This window comes from Bradyrhizobium acaciae (genome assembly GCF_020889785.1).
Classification (GTDB): Bacteria; Pseudomonadota; Alphaproteobacteria; order Rhizobiales; family Xanthobacteraceae; genus Bradyrhizobium; species Bradyrhizobium acaciae.
Window position 1 is genome coordinate 61,856 of record NZ_JACMYK010000004.1, and the last position, 21,059, is coordinate 82,914.

The window sequence follows — 21,059 nt, forward strand, 5'->3', positions numbered from 1 at the left end:
ATCGGCACACAGTGCAGGGCTCCACAACAGCTATGCCAGTGAGAGGCAGGAAGAAAGATGCGCAAGCTACCGATCCTGAGAAGCCTCCATCTGTTTGAGGCAGTCAGCGAGTTTCCAAGCTTCTCACGGGCAGCCGAGCGGCTAAACATGACCACCGGCGCGGTAAGCTACCAAATGCGCCTGCTTGAGGATTGGTTCGGTAGGAAACTATTCGTGCGCCATAGTTCGGGCGTGCGTCTGACATCCGACGGCGAACAGCTCAAGCGCAGCTGCGCGAGCGCGTTCACCATGCTCGAGAAGGGATGCTACGAGCTACGAAAGCGCCATGCGGGACCCTCCGTCGTGGTCGGGGGCTCGACCATTTTTTTGTCGCACGGCCTGTTGCCCCGTATCGGTCCGTTCCGCAAACTCTATCCGGACATTGACCTAGTCTTTGAAACCGAAGCCGATCTTGACGCACTCGCTGTTGGTGCGTTGGACATATTGTTTGTCGCCGGCCCACTGAAGCGGCCGTTTCCCGTCCGCGAGGTGCACGCTTCAAATGAGATGATTGGTCCGGTCTGTGCGCCAGCTGCGCTCGAGGCTATCAAAAGCCCGGAAGCTTTTCTGTCGATCTCTCTGTTGCACGAGGCCGACAGGCTGGACGCCTGGAGCGAATGGGCCAGCGCAGCTGCAATATGCTTGCAAGGATCGCGCAAGGTCGTCTTCGATACATTTTCCTTGACTATGGAGGCAGCAAAAAGTGGGCTGGGAGCTGCAATATCCTCCCAGATTTTGGTCAGAAGCAACCTTGAGAAAGGAGAGCTTATAGCTCCATTGGGCTTCGTCCCGGTCAATCGGTCAATCTACATGTTTGTCAACGGACAAGCCCGCAATAGCGCGACCGTCAAACAGTTTGAGCGCTGGGCGTTGTCAGAAATATTGATGCCGGACGATCAGCCATCGCCTTTCGAGGCCCCAACCCGGCAGATCAAGCGAGCCGCTCGATTGAAGATTCCCGATCGGTTCCTGCTGGCATCAAGCCGTTGATGATCATGGCCTACAAGGTGCCGACTGTTCGAGGGTAAGGCGCCGGAAATCCGTGGCGCGCGGCCATAACATCAAGGATTGCAAACACATCGTCAACATAGGCGAGCCCGTTCGCGTACTTGGCATTCTCAGGTAAAGGACCTCTTTTTTCCAAAATCAGAACCGGCGCGGACTGATGACCCTGACCAAGCCGTTCGATGAGCGCGGCTCGTGGTCTCGCCCAGGAAATCCGACGAACGTCGAGCCTCGCAGCGCGGCTTGGAAACGCGGACAGCAACCCATCCAACAGCAAGCATTGCCAGCAATAGAATTGTCGTCCCGGTATAGCCGGATCCTCAAAAGGGTGTTCTAGAATGAACAGCTGATCCCATGGCATGACGTGGATCCCTGATCTAGCGATCGGCGGGACGTGAAGCTTGCGTATCCCTTGATCTGACCACCGCGAAGGTCGCAACGGCGAAGGCAACAAATGCGCTTGCCGCGCATAGGAGAAGGATTGTTCCCAGAGCAAGCCAATCACCTAGAAGCGATAAGGCAATGCCGTTTCCCGCAACGCCGCTATAGGTGCAACATTGAAATAGGCCGGAGAGGCGACCGGCGCGGTCCGGAGCCACTGAAGACACCATGTGCGCGTGAGCGGCAGCCGCAAATATCTGGCCGAAACCAAGCATTGCGCTGCTGGACGCGATCACCACGGGCAGGCCCGCATCGAGTGACATCATCGCAAGGCATGCCGCAAGCAGGACTGCGGCGCCAGCGATGGTTGGCAAAGCGCCCATCAGCTCGTAAATCGGCTTGACGGCGAGCGAGCCTAGCACAGCAAAAACGCCGTTCGTCATGACGATCCTCAGTAGAACGCTTTTGTCGAGAACCCCGTCAGCTGTGGCATGTATCGCAGGATAAACGTTGATGATCCCGGCTCCTAGGTTAAGCAGAAAGACCGCCAGGAACGCGGGATAGAGGGGTGCCAAGTCCAGCACGGTTCCGGAAGGCCGCGCCTCAAGCACGGCTGGCGTCCTTCTGAACTGCTGCTTGATGCCAAGGAGCACGACCAAGGACAACATGATCGCCGACATATTGAAGGCCAAAACGCCAGGCAAGTGCAATTGGTCGGACAGCATGGCGCCTGCAAACATCCCCAAGAGATAGGTGAGCCAGTCGATATTGGCGATATTGCGCAGCACCGAGATCATGCCGTCTTCGGATGTAATACGACGAAAGAAAGCAATCTCTGCAGACAAGTAGACGGGCTGGACCAGACTCAGGACGGCCATTGCGGCATAGCTCAGAAACGAATCGGCTCCGTCGCCGCCGAAGATGGCGAGCAGCGCGCAAATGCGAACAGCATTGACGATCACCATGGCTGAGATCGGATCGCCTCTGTCCACCAACGGAGACAGGAAGAGGCTGCCAAGCATGATCGGCGCGAAAGTGACCGCGATGCCAAGACCCGCGGCGCTCATGCCGGATTGCAAAAGGCCGATCAGGATGCCGATACGGAACGCCCAGCCGCCGATCTGGATGATCAAATGCGAGAGATAAATGAACTGCCGTGTGCTCGACCCGCTCATTGTTACTTAGCTCATCAGGATCATCGGCTCGCTTGACGCGGACGGACAGGTGGATGGCACTGGCTTCGGGGTGCCACATCGGTGCGACGAGCCCGTAAGCCAACGATGAACGCTCCGGCAATAGGACGGCTTTTCAAAAGACATCTTGTTTACCTATCTACCTCCCTCCCTGTACCTCGCTGTGGCGTTCGCGCACTCACGATAAGGACGGCCGAGGCGCTTTCCTTGCCGGTCAGTCTGTGTTGTAGCGGCTGCCGTGACAGCATCCGCCAAACCCGGCCGAAGCTCTGAAATGCAGCCATCATTTCCTGAGCGATCCTGTCTCACGCGGCTCGAATGGCAAGAGCGCCATGAGCCGCAAGCTCACATAGGTTTCGTGGAAGATGCAGAAGCTCGGTCCCGGCGCGAGGCAAGGTCAGCCTGCAGGCTTTTCTCGATGTGCTCGCGGGTAAGGAGGTAGTCCGGATCTCCCCCGATCTCGACGGCGACCGTCGCATGGTTCAACGAAATATCCGGCCGGCCCTCGTTGAAGTATTCGATGGCGAGATTGTTGTGAGTGAGTGCATGACGAGGGTTGAGTTCAAGGGCTCGAACATAGTACGCGATGCTCTCGTTCGCCTTGCCAAGCTCGGAGTAGGCAAGCCCGATATTGCTCTGTAGGTCGGGGTTTTTGGAATTGATCTCGGCCGCCGCCAGATAAGACTCCAGAGCAGCCTTCGGCCTGTCCTGCCGCATCAAAATGTTGCCCTTCTCGAAGTGAGCTCGCCATTCGTTTGGCTTGATGACAAGTGTCCTATCGAGATCGGCGAGTGCGCCGGCGGCATCCCCCATTCTGTTGCGAAGTGCGGCCCTGTTCAGGTGAGCCTCATAATACGGTGGGCAAAGGTCAATAGCGCGCGCATAGGCCTCCAGAGCCTCAGCTTCCCTTCCAGCTACTTTCGAAAGCAGGTTGCCAAGGTCATTGTGATACTCTCCATAGTAGGGATCATACGCAATGGCCTCACGCAACTGCTTCTCGGCTTGAGGAAGTTCGTCGATGAGTTCATAGACCTGACTGGTATTGTAGATCAAAATCGATTGGTGAAGCTTGAAGCGCTCGTCGCCATACGCCCTGAGCATCTTGCCAAGACCTTCGGCGCAAAGGGCGAGGGCTTCGTCGTACTTCTGCTGTTTAGCCTTGATGTAAGCATAGGCGTTCTCTGCAAACACCTTGATGTAGTCGTACTTGTCGTGCCCCCTGAAATCCCGCTCGATGGTCTCCAGGTTCCTTAACGCGTACTCTTCGGCCAGCGTGAGGTTGACCGGCTGCTGGTAGCGTCCATACGTCATTGATTGGGCGTAGAGAACCGTCGGCGTGTATCGGCTCTTTGGGAATGTTTTGTAGAATTCATCCAGATAAGGCACTGACACCCGCCCGCAGCCGAGTGAGTACAGCACGAAAGCCGCGTTGATGAAGGCGGCATTCACGGTAGCATCTCCAGAGCCGTAGGTGCGAAGCCCAGGGTCGGCGAAAATTTCCCCGAAATAGCCAAACCAGAGATCGTACAGGCCAATGCTCTGGAGGATCTGACTCGGTTCTGCAAGCAGCTCCAGGCGCTTGTACTTGTCCCGTATCGATAGCGCATGAAGCATGACGAGAGGCGCCTTGCAAGCCAGATAGCGCTCCAGGCACGCGTGGTGCAACTGCTCGTGCAGATGATCTGCGGTCGCCGCCTCGAAGATCGCATAGTTTCGCTGCGCGATCAGATCGGGCGCGGTGCAATCGGATTCAATGTAAGATTTGAGAAGGCTATGCCGTTCCCCCGTGTTGAGGCTGGCCAGATAGAGATCCACCGTCGCGGTCGGGTCAAGATAGCCGACGACTGGTAATCCTGCTGCGGCGCATTTGTTCAAAGCCTCCGCAATCAACGGGTTGCCGCCGCTAGCCTCGTAGATCTGCCGTCGTTTCTCGGCGGGTAGGTCTTGGTCAAGGATCGAACCTAGCTCCTGCGAACTATATCTGCCGAAATGAACCTCGTTGGCGTCCGGGAAATAGAGACGTTGTTCATAATCGATCAGAACGAACCGAAACAGCCGCGCATCGTCGTCCAGCCTGACGAGGAGCTTGATCAGGTTCTTAGCCGAGCCGGACAGCGCCGCCGCCCGATCGATGACGATGATGTGACGCTCGTTGAGCTGCCGGGCGCAGTTGATCAGGAATTCGGCTAGTCCGACCAGGAGCTTGTTTTGATATTCATGATGATAGAACCGGGTACGCTCTTCCTTGCTCGAGGTATTCGTGAGATCCTTGGGCACGGTAAAGGCGTCGCTGTCTAGGAGGGGGAATAGCCGCTTCAAGGATTGTTGTGCCGCTCCAACCAGTTTGGGCCTGTTTTCTTTGGCCCACCTTAGTTCGGCGTCAATGAGCGCTTGCAGGCCGGCAAGATAGCCGCCGGTCCGCCAGTCGCCGTCAGTGATAGAGAAGTTGGAGTTGGAGCTCGCGAGTGCCGATTTGATCGTTGGCACCGGTGCCATACCCGCTTCCGCCTTCAAAATCGTGATCGGACTGAGCTCGATGGATGCCGATATGGCTGAAAGCACGCGCTGCTGGATCAGATCAACCATTTAACTCTCCCGAACTGTCACAAAAGAGGGTGGTCGAAACGACCACCCTCCGATGCCGCTATGCTCTCATCAGGTAGATGCATCCAAGGCATCCGTCGCACCAACTAGAGTGTACCCGTGTACGGAGTGGTGGTGCGGATCGTGGTCTTGATCTCAGCGATCTTCTTTTTCATCACGTGTTCCTTTCCTTCTCTGACACGCCGGACCCAAGCGAAAGCGCGTCCGGCGTGCAGGACAAGAATAGTAAATTGCTGCACCAATCCGGAGCGAAATTGCTTAGCAGTCGCTGTCAAAAAGATTGAACGCGCGGCTCGGATTGGCTGCCCGTTCCGTTTGTGATGCGTTCAGTTAGCGATCTCGCTCGCGGCTGCCTTGGGCCGGCTGGTGGCGGGGGCGGACGAACCTCGTCGCAAGAGCCTCGCGAGGAGAGGCACCTTGTGCACTCCGCTGCTGCACGCGAACTTCCTAGTGTCTGGCTGATGATGGCCGTCGCGTTTTTTCGCTTAGGACGTGAACTGGTGCATGTATCCGTTTTGAAGCTGCCAGTGACGACAGCGTATTGCTTCGACCTGGACTTTCATCGGGTACCTTGCGCCCCAAGCTCCGTTCGCAGAGGAGCAAATTGGCTGGTGCCACCCCATTCAAAGAAGGCTTCGGGTGAGACAATGGCGCGGTTCAAGTATGACAGGTGAGGGGACGTAGCTTGGGCCAGAGCGCCCCCGGCTAAACTGCCATCATTGCTGCGAGACCTTGGTAATCCTAAAATCCTCAAGGGCTTTGCTCGACATATGGACCTCGATCCGAGCAGCCCTACCAGAAGTCAGAGTTTCGGCGCTGACCGGATACCCACTAAGCTGCACAGGCGCTCTTATCACCGATTTGAGCGTCCGGAGGAGTTTGGCTGATCACATGGCACGTTTGCGCGATGCGATCAGTCTTAATGCCTTCAGCGGTGTGTTCAGCCAGCCTTTGGTGCCATCGATCGCTAGGATTTGTACCCCACCTCGCAAATGACGAGCGACATCGATGGTTAAGCAGATACCCGCGCTGACCGGTATCCGGTTTGTCGCGGCGGCAGCGGTGGCATTGTCTCACGGCGGCAGCGTGTTCTTGCAGGGACCGAGCCTCGGACTCGATATCAGCGTCGGGACACTCGGCCTGCTCGGAATGTCGGTCTTCTTCACGCTGAGTGGCTTTGTCATTCAATATAACTATGGCAGCTCGATTGTGAGCAGCCCGCGGAAAGCGATCCCGGACTTTCTCGTGGCGCGCATCGCGCGAATCTATCCTCTGTTTGTTGTTCTCTTTCTCGTCGAATTGCTGACTGGACCGTTTGTCTGGCCGTGGCTCCTCGGAACCGAGGCGCCGGTCGAAGGATTCTCAACGCACCTTGTCCCGTTTCAACTCGGGATGGTTCAAACCTGGTTTTTCGCAAATATCGCCGGTGTAGCTCCCGTCTGGCAGTACGAGGAGGTCGGCATCGTCTCCTGGTCGGTGAGCACCGAGTGGTTCTTCTATCTCGTTTTTCCCCTCGTTTGCCCTCTCCTTGCGCGGATCAGAACTGTGCCCGCCGCGGTTGTTTGCGCCGTCGGAGCCATCGCAATCGAGCTTGGCATCGACCTTGCGGTCCTTATGCTGCAGGGCCGCATCAACCTGTTTGCGCTTCATGCCTATGGCACGGAGGCGGCTCTGCCGAACTGGAAGAACACGCTGATCCTCTGGATGGTCTACTTTTCGCCGTTTTGCAGGGTGTGGGAGTTCGTTCTCGGCTGTTGCCTGGCAAGGCTCCATGAAGTGTGGTCGGCGCAGGATTTCAGGCCCTCTCGTGCTCTGCTCGACGTCGCGGCGCTCGTTGGCGTCGGCGCGATTAGCTGGGTGTTTTGGTATACCGCCCATAAGCCGCCATTTGAGGCTTCCATGAGCCTGTTCGATATTACGCGCAACAATATCGCTCTGGCGGCGCCGGTTGCGCTCATCCTTGTCGCGGCGGCTCAGCCGAGCAGCACCGCAGGACGGCTGTTGTCAGCTAGGTGGCTTGTCTTCTTGGGCGAGGCCAGCTTTGCCCTTTATCTTATACACATCATCATCTTCCGGCGTTTTCCGGTGGTGCGTTGGGAAACGGCGAGCCAACTGCTTGGCCATCTCGGTGCGTTCGCTCTCGCTTTCGTATTGGCGACTTGCGCCGCGATGCTGTTGCATTTCGGCTTCGAGGTACCGGCCCGCAGGCGAATTCGCGGTGCTTATCAGGCGGTCTCGGCGGAACAGCGCAGGCTCCTGGTGCGACTGGGAACTGTCGGCTTTGCCGCACTTGTTGGTGCGGCGGCCGCGTATGCACTGCGGGGTGCGGCCGGGAATGCCATTACGCAATCGGGTATTTCGGTTGTTTCGGGCACGTATGGGGGCAATTGCCGCTGGATGTCAGCGCGCGGCAACTCCACGGATGCGCTTGCAGAAGCGTGCAACGGCAAGAGCGAGTGTATGTTTCGTACAGAGGCGGCGGGGATTGATGATCCTGCTCCGGGTTGCGCGAAGGAGTTTACGGCGGCCTGGTTCTGCACCGGAGATCGGAGCATTCGCTCCAGCTCGGCACCGGATGCGCGTGCTACGGCGTCGGTTCTGCAGCTCTCCTGTAACGACGTGGCGCGCGATGATTGAGCAGTGGACTGAACGCCAATCCGGATCCGCTCCCCCGAACCGAGGGCCCCCGGCGTCAGGGTCTTTCTGTCGGCCGCCGCACAAGAGAGTCAGCACCTCAGTCATCGGGCAAGAAAGTTGCGGACGTGACTTCCGGGGCGACGAGCGTCGTTTTGCCACCCATCTTGATGGCCGCGAGAGTCTTCGCTAGATCACGAAGGTTCACTGATGGAGATGCTGCCGTGGCAATGGGTATTGTGAAGTGGTTCAATTCCAGCAAAGGTTATGGCTTTATTCGGCCGGAGGATGGAAGTGCCGATGTGTTCGTGCACATCAGTGCCGTGGAAAAGGCCGGTTACGCCACCCTCGAAGAGGGGGCTCGGGTCAGTTACGAGCTCAAGGCCGGGCGCTCGGGCAAGACCTCAGCTGAGGATCTTCGGGTTGGCTGATTGACGTGCACCTCCGGGCTGCCCTCTGCGACTTGTAATCTCGCACCTGTCCGGCGATGCCTTGTATCTGGTGCGCCGGGCGGTCCTTTGCGAATGTCGCTTCCAACTGAGGCTTTGCCCGAGCGCCGTGGCAGGTTCAATCACGGCACTGCTCGCCGGTGTCACAGCCGTTCCGAATTCTGCTCGCCTTGGTGCAGGGTGACACAATATCCTCAGGGACATGAAGGGTCCAAATCGTACACTCCTGCCCAGCGGACGAGGAGATGCACGCCGCGCATGTCTCACAGCAACTTACTGCACCGGCCGGCGATCACGGTGCAAAGTTTGTGGTGTCGCTTGTGAGGGAGCTTACCGAGAGGAATTTGTCCGTTCTGGACGATACGAGCCTGCGGCGCTGACATCTTTGCCCGCGCGAGGATCGCTCGCGCATGAGCCGGCAGCGATTTCAGGACGCGGCCGCCGGGTTAGCCAAAATAGTTGAGGTTAACGGCGCCATGTTGTTGACGACGCAGCCTAAGCCTTGATCCATTGCAGGGAACTGCACCACACAGCCCATCGGAGACACGAGAAGTGTCCTTCCAGCTGACCGTCCTGAAAGTGCTGGCCGGTCAGCCCACCGGGCGGGCCTCTGTTGCCGAAGTCCGAAGCGCCGTGGAGATCCTGATGAACAGCGGCCGCGACTGGACCGATCGCATGAAGCGGTTGGCCGAACATGCCCCAGATCTGAATATCTTTTCGGCGAAGTTTGTCTTTCGCGATGCTCTCGGCTGGGAAATTACACAAGAGGGGCGGCAATTCCTGTCTGCGCTCGAAAAAGCGGCCGCCGATCAAAGAGAGAGGCCCAGGCCCCAACCGACCATCGATCCTCCGTCCAACGAACGTCATGCGCATGCGTTGGATATCGCTGAGCCACATGGTGCTTCCTTCGATCGCCGTCGCTGGCCGCGGCGGCGCCGCAGGAAGGCCCGGTCTGATCGGCGTACAGCATGAAGCGGCTTGACGCCAACTATCCCCCGTCCCTCACAAGATGGGTTCGGCATTCGATTCGTTCGACGAAGGAGACGCGACAAACGAGTTTGATGCTGCCTAACATGCCTCGTATGCAATCAGTCGATTGACGGACATCATCCCGCGCTTAGTGTCGTTGAGCGAGGCTCCGTCCCGCTGATAACGCAACAGCGGCCGCACCATCGCCGAACAGACTGTTCATTACACGGACGCCACGACTTTGAGCGTCAGTTGGATCGAATGCGGATGAAGATGATAAAGCACGAAATTGTAGTACAGCCGTAGCTTGGCGTTCTCAAGGCTCCAGAATGCACCGCTGCGCGGCAGCAACACCAATTTTCCGCAGGCGGCCGCCATTTGACGATGCGGCGTTTGCCCAGCTTGAGCGGTCTTTATCTTGCGCGGACGGCCGACAGCCGGCCCACGGGCCAAGGCCGGCGTTCGCAAATTCGGCCCCAGGAGCAGACCAATATAGGCATTCCAGAACCGTCGTTCCTGGCGGCGATGCTCCCGCTCCTCCGCATGCCAGCTGCCTGCTGTGTCACCGCGCTGCACCTTGTCGGTCCCCAGTCGCCCTCTCGCTAGGCCTAGAAGACCGCGTTCCACCGACTTACACTACTTGCGAAGCATAGGCCGATTCGTAGATTTTTTTGCCCTCTTTCGTTTCGAGGCGAAGCAAGCAGTACAGCTCCCAATAACGGCTCCAACGTTCGCCCGTCGGCGGCAAATATTCAATAGGCAAGCCAATCTGCGTCGCGTCGGCGTAACCAATAGGTTGTCCGTGGGTCTTCCACCGGCTCGAACTCATCAGCTCATATGAAATCGTCGAGCTGGGTGCGCCGCGCCGCTTCAACATGTCCTCTGCGAAAGTCCTCACCCGATCGCGGATACCCTGAAATTTCTTGACCGTCCTTGCATCAAAGCCGTCCAGCATGAGGAGCGCGACCTGATCCTGAGCGTTTTTGCGCAAAGCTTCGGAATGCTCTTCGTAGGCCTCCAAGTAACTTGTTACTGAGAAAAACAGTTCGTTGCCGCGAGCATCCCGCATAAGAAATTGCGGATCAATCATGCCGAGCTCGGAAGCGTCACTCATAATAATTTTATTGGCGCCCAACGCCATGAGTGTCCCTGCGCTTTTGGCAAGGTCAGGGACGACAACGCGAAACTCTTTGTCACGGGCCTTTGCATGAATGAGCGATACAAGCTTTTCGCAGGCATCGACGTCACCACCGCCGGTATTGAGAAGGAGGTCGATTGGCGAATTTTCCGGTATATTGTGAAGCATCTCCACAAAACCGATGACATCGTTCCTGTCGATCTCGGTCTCCAAACTTCCGACGTAGCAGATCAGATTTGTATGTTCGGCAGCGTTTATCTGCTTGATGAGTTCCTGCCTTTGATAGCGGCCGGCGTTCATCGCCGCGTACATCGGCGTCTTAGTGAGCGGACGCTCAGCCTTAACCGGCTCGGCTTGTGACGTTGAAGCCAAGGGCTCCTGACCTTTATCGCTCACTGAACGTGTCCCCCGACCAGTCGATTTTTCCGTTTCTTACGAAGTAGTGGCATCTGCGCCGACCATCATAGTAGTTCACGCTCGGCGAAAGCGAAAGAGGGCCGTCAACCTTAGATAGTTGCCAAAAAGGACTACGTCCGCGATCAAGGTTAAGCATGATGCGATGGCCACTTCGGCACGGACAATCGAACGCGATCCACTTCGGCCGTGCCGCGGTGCCGACAACAACGGCGGTGTTCCTGGGCAGCTTCTCCGGAATCTCATCTGCTGATTCGACCAGGCCGATGCAGTGCACCCGTCGACGCGTTAGCCACTGCGGAAGCCAGTCCAGCCAGAACCATTGCCACCAACGAATCTTCATGCCTCGGGCCACGCCTGCTCAAGAAAGGGTTTGCCATCGCCCTTGCCGATCTTGTGGCTTTCCGAGTCGCAGTAATGACCTGGTCGAGGCTTGGCATTGTTGGTCGAGATTTCGCGTTCGTGCCAGCGGAAGAGCACCTCCGTCGGCCTCGGGGTGGGCCCGAACCCGATCAGACGCTCCAGGAGCTCGTTAATTGCTGCGGAGGCGATGCCGGTGGTGAACGTCACCACCGCCGGTTCAATGCCGCCTAATACCGGCGCGTAACCCTCGTTCTCAAGCCGTATCCGTTCCTCCGGCGTGCGTAACTCGGTTGCCGCACGACCAAGGTCGATCCTATCGCGGCAGACCAGACAGGCGCCCCCCGGTGTGAGGGTTGTCACGCGACCGTTGATGCTGGCCAATGTCCCGTCGCCGCCCAGCAACACTCCGCAATCGATCACGGGTATCGCGAGGAAGGTTGAAAATCGGGAAAGAACCAGGCGGCCCGCATTATCGTCGGTGCAGCCGAAGATCACATCGCAAGGGATCAGCTCACGCGCCGTCTTCTCGAACGTCACCATCGCGGTGACAGCGTTGCAGGAGAGGTCTGGCGCAATGGCCGTCAGGTGGCCTTTCAGAATCGAGGCCTTGGGTTCGCCAACCACGCCAGGTGTCGAGCCGTAGACGCGCGTCACGTTGCTCTCGGTCAGTGTGTCGGCATCGGTCAGGGTCAGATGCCGAACGCCGAGACGCACCAGCTGCTCGGCGACCGCTGACCCGGTGCCCCCACAGCCAACAATGCCCACCCGCAAGGCGCCAAGCGTCTGCTGGATGTCAGGGCCGAATGCACGGACACTCCGATCAAAGATCGCGGGGATCTGCGGCGCGGCCGAATTGAACGAATTGACGAGCTGCCACTTGTCGCCAACGCGCCAGAGCCGATCGATTGGGGCTTTGCCGCCGTCGCCGAAGTTCACTTCGCCGGTAAAGGTAATGCCATCATCGCGTGGCGACACGATCAGCGTGACGTACAGTTCTGCGCCCGAACGCAGTCGGAAGAGGTCGGAGATATCCTGATCGACCTTGCGGTCGGCCATGCTCGGGGTCGGGTGACCGACCGTGCCGGGATGGGTGTGAAACCAAATCGGGACGGCACCGATACGGTCGGCTTCAGCGAGGGAAGGAACGTAACCCTGCGACGCGATTGCAAGGTGATCTCCCTCGCGCGCGAGATAGGCGTCTTGCGGTACCCAACGCATGGCGCGCCCGAGCAGCCGGATATCGCCATTCGGTGCATGAGCGATCCCGGCAAGCAGCACGCCTGCGGTCTCCACCGGCAGTCTGGCTGTCTGTTCGATTTCCTGGAACAACGGTTCGGTGAGGACGAGTGTGACGGTCATGATCCCCCCGGCGCCGCTTTCAGCAGCTCGTTCCTGATCAGGGCAAAGTAGCTTTGCAGCGAGTCGATGCCCGAGCGCCATTGGCCCGCCATAAAATGCCGCGACCAGCGCTGCCATTGGCGCCCGAGATGGCCCTCCTGGGCTTGCGTGGCCGGGACTTCGACGCCGTCCTTGCGGCGGACGGGCGGATGGAACCACCACATATCCGGCGGCACATCGGGATAACCGGGGGCCAGGCGAATGAGGAGATCGCTGGCCTCCCGGTCAAACCCTGGAGGCAGGGCGTAATTAGGCACAACCACGCAGATCACGCCGCCTTCGCTGGTCACCTGGTGGCCCGGTGCCTTGGCGTTAAGGTATTCGATGTCGTGTGAAGGCAGCACTGCGGTTGTCCTTAGGTTGAGCCCGGATTGATTTGGGCCGGCGCCGAGAAGAAGCGCAGCCCGTCGCGCATCTCCACTTCCTGGTTGTCGGCGATCTTCTCGTCCGAGCCGCCCGGCACGACCTCGAACAGATCGCGGTCAGGACCGATCGGCGGGTTGGGCAGAGCCCGCAGCTGAGCGCCGGTCCGGAAGTGCTCCTTCACCTTGAACTCGGTGCGGTCGATTTTGATCTCGTACGGGTGCTGGCGCTCCTCAAACTCCTCAAGTTCCTCGCGTTCGCGTTTCTCGAACTCCTCCAGCTCCTTCAGTTGCTTTTCCTCGAACTCACGCAGCTCACGAAGCTGGCGCTCCTTAAAGGCCTCCAGCTCCTTGGCGCGGTCTTCCCGTCCGGGTTCTTCATGCTCAGCCATCTCGGTACCTCCATTGATTGATACCAAGATACCATAGAACCAAAGTGCTTGACAAGGCCGGTGTTAAGGTGCAGACTCCCCTCATGAAAACCACAAAAGCAATGACCATTCGCCTCACGGACGAGCAGGCCGAAGCGCTCGAAACCGTCGCGTCGGTCGAGCAGCGTGCCGTTTCGGACGTGATTCGTGCGGCTATTAGCGAGCACATCGAGAGCCGGCGTAAAGACCCCTCCTTTCAGGAGGACCTGAAAGCCCGGCTGGCGCGCGCGCGTCGTCTGCTGGCCCGGCAGGCCGGCAGCGAGTAGTCGATCATCCCAGCAATCTTTCTAGTTCGGCTCTTAACGGGCCGGTATCGCCGTGGAAGCTCGCGATCATGGCGGGCATGAAGGTCTTGCGGTCGACGCGCTTAAATTCGAACGGATGACCGGCACGTTGCCCGATGAGGTGCATGAAGGACAGCTGAGATCGACCGTTGCCCTCCCGGAAGGGGTGGATGACGTTGAGGGTCGTAAGGAAGTCTGTGGCTTCTTTCAGAAAATCATCCACTCGCGATTCAGGTCGGAGCGGCGGCAGCGCAAGCTTCTTGAACAACTGGTTCATCGAAGAGGCGATATGGTCAGGGTAGGCGAATGGGTTTCCCCCCTTGAAAGTCCAAACAGTCCGGTATTTTCCAGCCCAGGTGTAGACGTCCTGGAACAGATGATGGTGGATGCTTCTATAGTGTGCTGGTGTAAAGCGGCCCGCCGGTAATGGCTCTAGCGATCTCAGCGTCGACATTTCGAGCTCGAAATCGTCCAAGGTCTTCGCATCCCTGAGGCCGGCTCGGTTCTTGAGGACGAAGGTGCCTTTATAGCAGTAGGGATCGTCAAAAACGTCGTAACGACTCAATGGCGTTAGCGACCTTTGGGCTGGACGTACGCCCTCAATACCTCAGCCCTCTTTTGGGCCGGCGTCAGATTCTTTTTGTTGAGGGCTGACAAGCGCTCCCTAGAAGCTTTGCCGAGCTTCAATCCTTCCACGGCCGAAATGGCTGCAAAAGTTTTGTCTCCCAAAATGCGGGAGGAGGAGTTGGTGCTGGAGCCTCTACGCTTATCGGTCATGATAGAACCATAACACGGATTCTCGGAAGTCGCGATCCCGAATACATCGTTATCTTGGCCTTACTTATATGGGCTGAAACGCTTACGAGCCAAGGGTGGGAAGTGGCTGCTGGAAACAGATTAACGGCACGGGCGCCCTTAGTCTCTCTAGGTGGCCACGGGTCGAGCTTTGCCGGCAGTCCCATAGCCGTAAATCGCATTTGCGGCTTTGCGCCGCTTAAAATCAGGCGGAGACCTTGTTTCTCGTATCGCGCTAGCTTCGGCTGAGGTAAAGCATTAGGTTGCAGGCAGATAAATGCCTCGTTTCAGATGGGAGGCTGCCAGCATGTACGACACGTGGGATGTCAGCAAACGCATTGCCGAAGCCAAGCGGGTTACCGAGCGCTTGGTCGATCATGCCCATTACTTGCTCGACATCCGAGAAAACAACGCGATCGTCGTCTATTCCGACCAACTATCAAAGCAGATCCCGCGCTCCTACGCCGCAAATGCGTTCAACGTCTTCCGGCAAGCCATGCATCAGATTGAGATGGTGAGGCTATGCGCGCTGTGGGATCAGGCCTTCATCGACAAAGAAGCGATCATGACCGTTGTGGAGCTAATCGATGACGACAAGGTCATCCAGGCATTGGCCGAGAATGCCCGCGCCCAATACATCAGCCTGCCCGAACCGGCCGGAGGCGAGAAAATCGATGACGCGACGCTTGATCTACTGAAGGAAGCCAATAGAAAGCGCGGTGCTGAGCATGCAGTTGACGCAGCTCAGGGGCTGCGTAGCGCGATAACCCTTGCCCGCAAGATCAAGGCATCTGAGGGGCTTAAATCGATTAAGAATCTTCGGGACAAGCATATCGCCCATTATCTGACGCAGTCCATTGCGGAGCGGAGCGGCAACACGATTGCGCCGATGAAGGTGGGCGACGAGAAACCCATCTTGGAAGGATCGTTGGCAATCATTCAGTTGCTATACTCATGGGTTAACGGCGTAAGCATTTCGTTCGAAGAGTCCCGGAAGATCGACAAGAAGTGTGCTGAAGAACTTTGGACTAGCTGCAAATTCGAAATCATAGAGCGCTCCAAGGCTCCAGCCTATCCGAAACAGTAGGTGCGATAGAGCCGAAATCGGCACCATGGACGCCCTGAGGCATCACCCGCAGCCTGACAACCGATCCAGCGGCGACCACCATCGTGGCTTCATTCCCCTTTGTCGGCTTTACGACCGCGCTTGGAACATCGGTCTTAGGCCGGCGGCGCGAACGTGCAAGGCATCCAACTGTCTCCCGAACTTTCCGGGGCCCTTCCCAAAAAGGTCCGGAGGCCTCGGCCGGACCTCCGTTGCGCGTCCACTCAGGTGCCGCCGGCCTTTGAAATTCCCGGCGACCGCGACGCCCGGTACGTTCGCGCTGGCTGGTACAGTGCCCCCGGACGAGTATCGCTTGTTCCGCGCTAGCTTCGATGCAGCAAGGGCCTGGTACCTGCGCTCCACGATCAACTGCACGCTGTCGCCAAGCGATCCCGGATGCCAGGGGGCCGAGCCCGCCCCCGGGCCGCTGCCGGACTTCCGTCCCTACGCCAAAAGAGTCAGGTAGCGTTGTGTCGAGCTTCTGCCTCATGTGGCCAAAGTCAGAATGCGCTTTGCGATATCGGACACCGGCCTTGCGCATAGTGGCGACTGTTGAACGCAGGGATGGCAGTTCAAGGACGAATTGCGTCTGGATGCGAGCGAAAAGGCGGGCTCGCTTCCATTTTTCAGAAGATCCTCTTACTGGCGCCAGCGCCTCGCTTCGCGGCAGGCCGAACTATGGCAGGTTCAACTTGGCAAAGGCGGAGCCCCGAACGCGCCAACGCTCCGGCGGCTAACACTGCGTCGTCTGTCCGAGCGCAAGCGAGAAGCAGCCTGCCGCGATATCGTACCGCCGATTTCCCAGGTCGAACCAGTGGCCTCAAAGGGCAGGCGAGGCTGTCTGATGCCGAAACCTTGTCCGGCGGACACCTGATTGTCAGCTTCAGACCCAATGTCAGGAAGCTGACCTGGCGATGCGGTACGACGCGTCAGATACTGCTGTTTTCCGGACGGCATGCTGCTTGCACAGCCGACGTGCGGGCGGCGCGACATAGTGCATGCACGCTCAAAACGCGAATTTCGCGACGAGTCGCAAGAAGCTGCGGGCTCGCCTTGTGCGTGCCCGTCCGAGGATAAGACAATGAAAAAGTCCGTTCTGCGCGCCGGGTTGCTCTCGATCATATGTCTCACAGTCGCGCTGCTCGACGGGCAGTCTGGTGCGACGCCGGTGGACGATCCGTTCCTCTGGCTCGAGGAGGCCGAGGGGCCGCGCGCATTGGCCTGGGCTCAGGCCGAGAACGAAAAGACGCTCGGCTCGCTGCAGTCGGACCCTCGCTATGATCGCTTTTATCGGGATGCCCTAACTATCCTCCAGGAAAAACACCGGATTCCGTACGTTTCGCTGGGAGGACGAGGTCTCGAAAATTTCTGGCAGGACGAGCGCCATGTGCGTGGCATTTGGCGGCGCACCACCCTTGAGAGCTATCGCAGCGAGGATCCCCGATGGGAAACCATCCTGGACATCGATGCGCTCGCTGCCGCCGAGAACAAGAACTGGGTCTACAAGGGGCGCAGCTGCTTTGGGCGCCGCTGTCTCGTCAAACTTTCCGATGGTGGCAAGGACGCCGTGTCCATACGCGAGTTCGATCGCGACGCTAAAAGCTTTGTTACAGGCGGATTCGAGCTGCCAGAGGGCAAGCAGAACGTCAGCTGGCTCGATCGTGACACTGTCCTTGTTGCACGTGATTGGGGCGAGGGGACCACGACCGAAGCCGGCTACGCTTTCGTATTGAAAGAACTCAAGCGCGCTCAGACCCTCGACCAGGCGCGCGAAGTCTTTCGTGGCCAGCGCACCGACTTCGAAATTGTGCCATTTGTGCTTGGTGAAGGGCGGATCCATGTGACCGGCGTCGCCCGTCGGATCAACGGCTTCGAGCGCCAGTATGTGCTGTTTGGGCCTGCGGGGCCGATCGAGCTCGATCTGCCGAAGAAGTCGGCGATCGTCGGCATCGTGAGTGGCCGCCTGCTTGTGAAACTGGACGAAGATTGGAAGCGCAGCGGCGAGACCAGCTTCAAGGCCGGCTCAATGATCTCGTATGACTTGGCCGAATGGAAGCAGGATCCGCTGCGGGCCAAACCATCTGTCGTTTTCCAGCCGAATTGCCGGCAGGCACTCCGCGGATTTGGCAGTAGCAGGAATTTCCTGGTGCTGACGATTTTGGACAATGTTCAAAGCAAGGCATTCGTCTACAGGTACGATCAGGGCAGATGGCATGCCAAACCGATCCCGCTGCCAGAGAATGCGAGCGTCAGCCTATCGGCCGTTTCCCAGCAAGCGGACGAGATGCTGTTTAGCGTCTCTGACTATCTCGCGCCAACGTCGCTTTGGTACTTTGACGCTAAAAGCAAACGGCTCGAGCTCTTGAAAACAGCACCTGCGGCGTTCGACGCATCGAAGCATGTCGTTGAGCAGTTCAAGGCAACTTCGCGCGATGGTACGCGGATTCCGTACTTCCTGGTGCGACCCAGGAGCGCAAGATTCGACGGATCAACCCCGACCCTGCTCTATGGCTATGGCGGGTTTCAGATTCCGCTTCTCCCTTCCTACGCAGGAACTGTGGGGCGGCTATGGCTCGAACAGGGGAATGCATATGTTGTTGCCAACCTGCGCGGAGGCGGCGAGTTCGGTCCACCATGGCACCAGGCTGGCCAGGGGGCAACGAAGCAAAAGACATGGGATGATTTCATCGCGGTCGCCGACGATCTGATCCGCCGGAAAGTCACAAGTCCGCGCCGGCTTGGCGTGATCGGCAGCAGTCAAGGAGGCCTGCTGGTGGGCGCCGCAATGACCCAGCGCCCCGACCTTTTCAACGCGGCGATCATGCAGGTGCCGTTGTTCGACATGCTTCGATTCACCCACTTGGGCGCCGGCGCGTCCTGGACTGCCGAGTATGGCGACCCGGCCATTCCCGAACAACGAGAGTGGATAGAGGGCTACTCGCCCTATCAAAAGCTGGTACCGGGCAGGAGCTACCCGGAGCCTTTCATTTTCACCTCCACCAAGGACGACCGCGTCAATCCTGCGCACGGCCGCAAGGCCGCCGCAAAGCTTGCTGCGCTTGGCCAACCCTATTTTTACTTTGAGAACCTCGATGGGGGGCACAGCGCCGCGGCCAACCTCATCGAACATGCGCGAAGACTGGCTCTGGAATATACATACGCATCCAGGCGGCTTTCGCCTGAGCCACGAGGAGCCGCGCCCTAAGCGTAAGTCGAGGGCCCTGTGGTCCTAGCTCAGCTCCTCCATGCTGATGAACGAGCTGACGTTGGCAAAGTCGAGGCAGGCGATCAGCATGTTGCAAACTGCATCATAGGTTTCTACGGCCGGCACCACCAGGCGGAGCAGACAATCGGTTTCGCCGGTTAAGCGAGAGGATTCGGGGATTTACGTAATATCTGCAATGGCCCGCCGGAAATCCTCAAGCCAGCCATCGAGTGGCGCGACGGCGCACACCTATGAACACGCTCATCGATACGTTGGATTTGCGTCGGTCAACCAGGGCGACGCGCCGAATAGACCGCTGTCCTTCACGGTGCTCGATGCGCCGCCAACGGCGGACACCGCAAGATCGCTCGATCCGGCAAGCGTCGTCAGGGGGGGCGTTGCGTCGAACTGTAACTTGTCCAGAATCGTTTCGACGACGGCACGCCCTTTCAGCCGGCTTCGTAGCTCCGTTGAGAAGAGCTTTGCCATCGATTTGCATTTTCCAGAGAGATTGCGCCAGACAACTTCGAGATTTATCGCCGAGGGCGCGGTACGCCAGTGTCGCCTTCGCATCAAGTGGAGATCGTAAAGTGCAGCGAACCATTGGGCTGATCGGAGGGATGAGCTGGGAAAGCACGGCCGTCTATTACAAGGAAATCAATGAAATCGTCCGTCAGCGCCGCGGCGGACTCGCCTCGGCAGACATCTTGCTTCGCTCTGTTGACTTCGGCGATATCGTCGCCCTTCAGAAGGCGGGAGAATGGAGGCAAGCCGCTGCTTATCTGGCGAGGATCGCCAGGCAGTTGGTCGATGCAGGCGCCAGCTGCGTCCTGATCTGCACCAATACGATGCATGTGGTTGCAGACATTGTTGCTGCCGAGCTGAGTGTGCCGCTCATCCACATCGTCGATGTGACCGCTTCGGCTCTGCTTGCCGCTTTGGTCAAGCGGCCACTCTTGCTTGGGACACGCTATACGATGGAGCAGCCGTTCTATTGTGATCGCCTGCGGCAGCGGTTCGGCCTTTCGCCGGTCATACCGGCGGAGCACGAGCGGAGCCGGATCCACGATGTCATTTTCGATGAGCTGTGCTGCGGCACGGTTTCTGATCGCTCGCGCCAGGAAGTTATCGACATCATTGCCCGAGGTCGCGCCCAGGGAGCCGACGCGCTCATCCTTGGCTGCACGGAGATTGGTCTTCTCATCGGTCCCGAACATACACAATTGCCAGTGTTCGATTCGGCGAGGCTGCATGCCAGGGCGGCAGCTGATTTTGCAGAGGGCAGCGGTCGGCTCATGCCGCCTCCCTAAGCGCGCGGCGACGACCGCATCGAGGATCGACGTCTGGTCTCGTCCGGGGTGAAGCCACCTGGCCTCTGCAGTGGTCTCGATGCGGTGTATCTGGCCATCTCGGGCAGCGCGCAGCGCATCAAGGACAATTGTTCGCTTAATCTTAGCAATTTGTCAGATTGGCTTCACTGCCCTATTTCCGCTCGCTAGCCAGCTGAGACCGTCACAAACTCGTCTCTTGTCTGCGTGCGACCATGGCATGACGTTTGCTCAGTTGGCTGAGAGGTCGCGGTGCTGTATTCGCGCCCCGAGGAACAGCGAAGGAAGGAAAACAGCTTGCCAAATCTGCGACCGGAAACGCTTTGTCTGCCTGGCAACGTCACCAGCAGCATTCTCGTCCCTACCAACGCAGGCCGCCGAGGCGCGCCTGATTGTTCCGGCTCAACGTCTTGACTGCACCGCAGCCCCTGTCCTCGTGCATGTCAGGCCGACTTGTCCTCACGGCTGCCCTCAAGTTTATCTCGCAAGGCCGTGATCACGCGATGGACAATCCGTATATCCTTGACCGACAGCCCTTTTGAAAGATCGTTGATCCAGGGAGCCTGCAATTCCATCGCGGCTTCGAAGGCGCGCTGTCCATTCTCAGTGAGTACGACGAGTTGCGCCCGTCGGTGATGCGGGTTGACCTCAAAAGATACGAGGCCCTCCCTGTGCAGATCATTGATAATCCGCTGCACGTTTTGACGATTGCCGCCGAGGTCGCGAGCGAGCCAAGCGACCGGTTGGGGACGTTCGGCGGACACAATGGCGCCAAGCACCTGCCAGCGTGCGCTTGTTAGGCCAAGCGGGGCGACCAGACGGTCGCCGACCGTCAGAAGTAGGCTGTCGAGCCTGAATAGATCGAGAACAAGGTCGGTCAGGGCGTCGCCCTCCGGGGTTCGCGTGGCTTTTTTCATTTGTCACCATTATTTTATATTGACATCATGATGTCAATCGACTAT

The 21,059-nt window shown here is 58.4% G+C and carries 21 protein-coding genes; 8 read left to right on the forward strand and 13 right to left on the reverse strand.

Annotated features, from left to right (window positions below; genetic code table 11):
- Positions 1-57: 57 nt before the first annotated feature.
- On the forward strand, positions 58-1,029 hold the full coding sequence (locus tag H8A92_RS03415) for a LysR family transcriptional regulator (protein ID WP_229194451.1): 972 nt from the start codon (positions 58-60) through the stop codon (positions 1,027-1,029).
- A 10-nt stretch (positions 1,030-1,039) separates the two neighbouring features.
- Here H8A92_RS03415 and H8A92_RS03420 read toward each other — a convergent pair whose 3' ends face one another.
- The 3 genes from H8A92_RS03420 to H8A92_RS03430 form a co-directional block, all read right to left on the reverse strand.
- Positions 1,040-1,405 carry a DUF3088 domain-containing protein gene (locus H8A92_RS03420; protein WP_229194452.1) on the reverse strand — a complete coding sequence of 122 codons (366 nt, stop codon included), beginning with the start codon at positions 1,403-1,405 and terminating at the stop codon, positions 1,040-1,042.
- A 16-nt stretch (positions 1,406-1,421) separates the two neighbouring features.
- Complete coding sequence (locus H8A92_RS03425) at positions 1,422-2,600, reverse strand: MFS transporter (RefSeq protein WP_229194453.1); 1,179 nt, start codon at positions 2,598-2,600, stop codon at positions 1,422-1,424.
- A 363-nt stretch (positions 2,601-2,963) separates the two neighbouring features.
- A complete protein-coding gene (locus H8A92_RS03430) occupies positions 2,964-5,204 on the reverse strand; it encodes a tetratricopeptide repeat protein (protein WP_229194454.1) in 2,241 nt (746 codons plus the stop codon).
- A 1,026-nt stretch (positions 5,205-6,230) separates the two neighbouring features.
- Between H8A92_RS03430 and H8A92_RS03435 the strand changes: the two genes are divergently transcribed.
- From H8A92_RS03435 to H8A92_RS03445, 3 genes are all read left to right on the forward strand, one after another.
- A complete protein-coding gene (locus tag H8A92_RS03435; RefSeq protein ID WP_229194455.1) occupies positions 6,231-7,859 on the forward strand; it encodes an acyltransferase family protein in 1,629 nt (542 codons plus the stop codon).
- A gap of 221 nt (positions 7,860-8,080) precedes the next feature.
- Positions 8,081-8,287, forward strand: coding sequence for a cold-shock protein (locus tag H8A92_RS03440; RefSeq protein WP_338026496.1), 207 nt, complete (start codon positions 8,081-8,083; stop codon positions 8,285-8,287).
- A gap of 570 nt (positions 8,288-8,857) precedes the next feature.
- Positions 8,858-9,277 (forward strand): hypothetical protein, encoded by a 420-nt coding sequence (locus H8A92_RS03445; RefSeq protein WP_229194456.1) that lies wholly within the window; start codon positions 8,858-8,860, stop codon positions 9,275-9,277.
- Positions 9,278-9,496: 219 nt separating this feature from the next.
- On the opposite strand, the gene H8A92_RS03450 is transcribed toward H8A92_RS03445, so the two are convergent.
- From H8A92_RS03450 to H8A92_RS03470, 6 genes are read right to left on the reverse strand one after another with little or no spacing between them, the layout of a single operon-like run.
- Positions 9,497-9,850 (reverse strand): hypothetical protein, encoded by a 354-nt coding sequence (locus H8A92_RS03450; protein WP_229194457.1) that lies wholly within the window; start codon positions 9,848-9,850, stop codon positions 9,497-9,499.
- 55 nt (positions 9,851-9,905) lie between these two features.
- Entirely contained in the window at positions 9,906-10,808 is a 903-nt protein-coding gene (locus H8A92_RS03455; protein ID WP_229194458.1) for an SDH family Clp fold serine proteinase, read from the reverse strand.
- A complete protein-coding gene (locus H8A92_RS41165) occupies positions 10,798-11,169 on the reverse strand; it encodes a ubiquitination-like system serine protease family protein (RefSeq protein WP_420831283.1) in 372 nt (123 codons plus the stop codon). The genes H8A92_RS03455 and H8A92_RS41165 overlap by 11 nt, the downstream gene beginning before the upstream one ends.
- Positions 11,166-12,548 (reverse strand): ThiF family adenylyltransferase, encoded by a 1,383-nt coding sequence (locus H8A92_RS03460; protein WP_229194459.1) that lies wholly within the window; start codon positions 12,546-12,548, stop codon positions 11,166-11,168. Before H8A92_RS03460 ends, H8A92_RS41165 begins: the two co-directional genes overlap by 4 nt.
- Entirely contained in the window at positions 12,545-12,931 is a 387-nt protein-coding gene (locus H8A92_RS03465) for an E2/UBC family protein (RefSeq protein ID WP_229194460.1), read from the reverse strand. The genes H8A92_RS03460 and H8A92_RS03465 overlap by 4 nt, the downstream gene beginning before the upstream one ends.
- Before the next feature lie 11 nt (positions 12,932-12,942).
- Positions 12,943-13,341: a multiubiquitin domain-containing protein gene (locus H8A92_RS03470; RefSeq protein WP_229194461.1), complete on the reverse strand. Its 399-nt coding sequence runs from the start codon at positions 13,339-13,341 to the stop codon at positions 12,943-12,945.
- A 44-nt stretch (positions 13,342-13,385) separates the two neighbouring features.
- Here H8A92_RS03470 and H8A92_RS03475 point away from each other — a divergent pair, with 44 nt between their 5' ends.
- The gene (locus H8A92_RS03475) at positions 13,386-13,646 is read left to right on the forward strand and encodes a DUF6290 family protein (RefSeq protein ID WP_229194462.1); all 261 of its coding nucleotides are present in this window, start codon (positions 13,386-13,388) and stop codon (positions 13,644-13,646) included.
- Between the two features lie 4 nt (positions 13,647-13,650).
- Here H8A92_RS03475 and H8A92_RS03480 read toward each other — a convergent pair whose 3' ends face one another.
- A complete protein-coding gene (locus tag H8A92_RS03480; protein WP_229194463.1) occupies positions 13,651-14,229 on the reverse strand; it encodes a Fic/DOC family protein in 579 nt (192 codons plus the stop codon).
- A gap of 537 nt (positions 14,230-14,766) precedes the next feature.
- On the opposite strand from H8A92_RS03480, the gene H8A92_RS03485 reads away from it, so the two are divergent.
- Both H8A92_RS03485 and H8A92_RS03490 read left to right on the forward strand, forming a co-directional pair.
- On the forward strand, positions 14,767-15,546 hold the full coding sequence (locus tag H8A92_RS03485; protein ID WP_229194464.1) for an AbiU2 domain-containing protein: 780 nt from the start codon (positions 14,767-14,769) through the stop codon (positions 15,544-15,546).
- Between the two features lie 1,099 nt (positions 15,547-16,645).
- Positions 16,646-18,769, forward strand: a complete 2,124-nt coding sequence (locus H8A92_RS03490; protein WP_229194465.1) for a prolyl oligopeptidase family serine peptidase — start codon at positions 16,646-16,648, stop codon at positions 18,767-18,769.
- Between the two features lie 24 nt (positions 18,770-18,793).
- On the opposite strand, the gene H8A92_RS03495 is transcribed toward H8A92_RS03490, so the two are convergent.
- Both H8A92_RS03495 and H8A92_RS03500 read right to left on the reverse strand, forming a co-directional pair.
- A complete protein-coding gene (locus tag H8A92_RS03495; protein ID WP_338026497.1) occupies positions 18,794-18,898 on the reverse strand; it encodes a hypothetical protein in 105 nt (34 codons plus the stop codon).
- A 132-nt stretch (positions 18,899-19,030) separates the two neighbouring features.
- Positions 19,031-19,258: a hypothetical protein gene (locus H8A92_RS03500; RefSeq protein ID WP_229194467.1), complete on the reverse strand. Its 228-nt coding sequence runs from the start codon at positions 19,256-19,258 to the stop codon at positions 19,031-19,033.
- A gap of 101 nt (positions 19,259-19,359) precedes the next feature.
- Between H8A92_RS03500 and H8A92_RS03505 the strand changes: the two genes are divergently transcribed.
- A complete protein-coding gene (locus H8A92_RS03505) occupies positions 19,360-20,079 on the forward strand; it encodes an aspartate/glutamate racemase family protein (RefSeq protein ID WP_338026498.1) in 720 nt (239 codons plus the stop codon).
- Between the two features lie 461 nt (positions 20,080-20,540).
- Here the strand turns inward: H8A92_RS03505 and H8A92_RS03510 are convergent, their stop codons facing one another.
- On the reverse strand, positions 20,541-21,014 hold the full coding sequence (locus H8A92_RS03510) for a MarR family winged helix-turn-helix transcriptional regulator (RefSeq protein ID WP_229194468.1): 474 nt from the start codon (positions 21,012-21,014) through the stop codon (positions 20,541-20,543).
- Positions 21,015-21,059 lie beyond the last annotated feature (45 nt).

Bases quoted from the DNA above. Each gene is read 5' to 3' on its own strand.
- H8A92_RS41165 (WP_420831283.1), bottom strand. From the start codon at position 11,169: ATGAAGATTCGTTGGTGGCAATGGTTCTGGCTGGACTGGCTTCCGCAG.
- H8A92_RS03415 (WP_229194451.1), top strand. From the start codon at position 58: ATGCGCAAGCTACCGATCCTGAGAAGCCTCCATCTGTTTGAGGCAGTC.
- H8A92_RS03500 (WP_229194467.1), bottom strand. From the start codon at position 19,258: ATGGCAAAGCTCTTCTCAACGGAGCTACGAAGCCGGCTGAAAGGGCGT.
- H8A92_RS03485 (WP_229194464.1), top strand. From the start codon at position 14,767: ATGTACGACACGTGGGATGTCAGCAAACGCATTGCCGAAGCCAAGCGG.
- H8A92_RS03490 (WP_229194465.1), top strand. From the start codon at position 16,646: ATGAAAAAGTCCGTTCTGCGCGCCGGGTTGCTCTCGATCATATGTCTC.
- H8A92_RS03510 (WP_229194468.1), bottom strand. From the start codon at position 21,014: ATGAAAAAAGCCACGCGAACCCCGGAGGGCGACGCCCTGACCGACCTT.
- H8A92_RS03435 (WP_229194455.1), top strand. From the start codon at position 6,231: ATGGTTAAGCAGATACCCGCGCTGACCGGTATCCGGTTTGTCGCGGCG.
- H8A92_RS03470 (WP_229194461.1), bottom strand. From the start codon at position 13,341: ATGGCTGAGCATGAAGAACCCGGACGGGAAGACCGCGCCAAGGAGCTG.
- H8A92_RS03420 (WP_229194452.1), bottom strand. From the start codon at position 1,405: ATGCCATGGGATCAGCTGTTCATTCTAGAACACCCTTTTGAGGATCCG.
- H8A92_RS03460 (WP_229194459.1), bottom strand. From the start codon at position 12,548: ATGACCGTCACACTCGTCCTCACCGAACCGTTGTTCCAGGAAATCGAA.
- H8A92_RS03425 (WP_229194453.1), bottom strand. From the start codon at position 2,600: ATGAGCGGGTCGAGCACACGGCAGTTCATTTATCTCTCGCATTTGATC.
- H8A92_RS03430 (WP_229194454.1), bottom strand. From the start codon at position 5,204: ATGGTTGATCTGATCCAGCAGCGCGTGCTTTCAGCCATATCGGCATCC.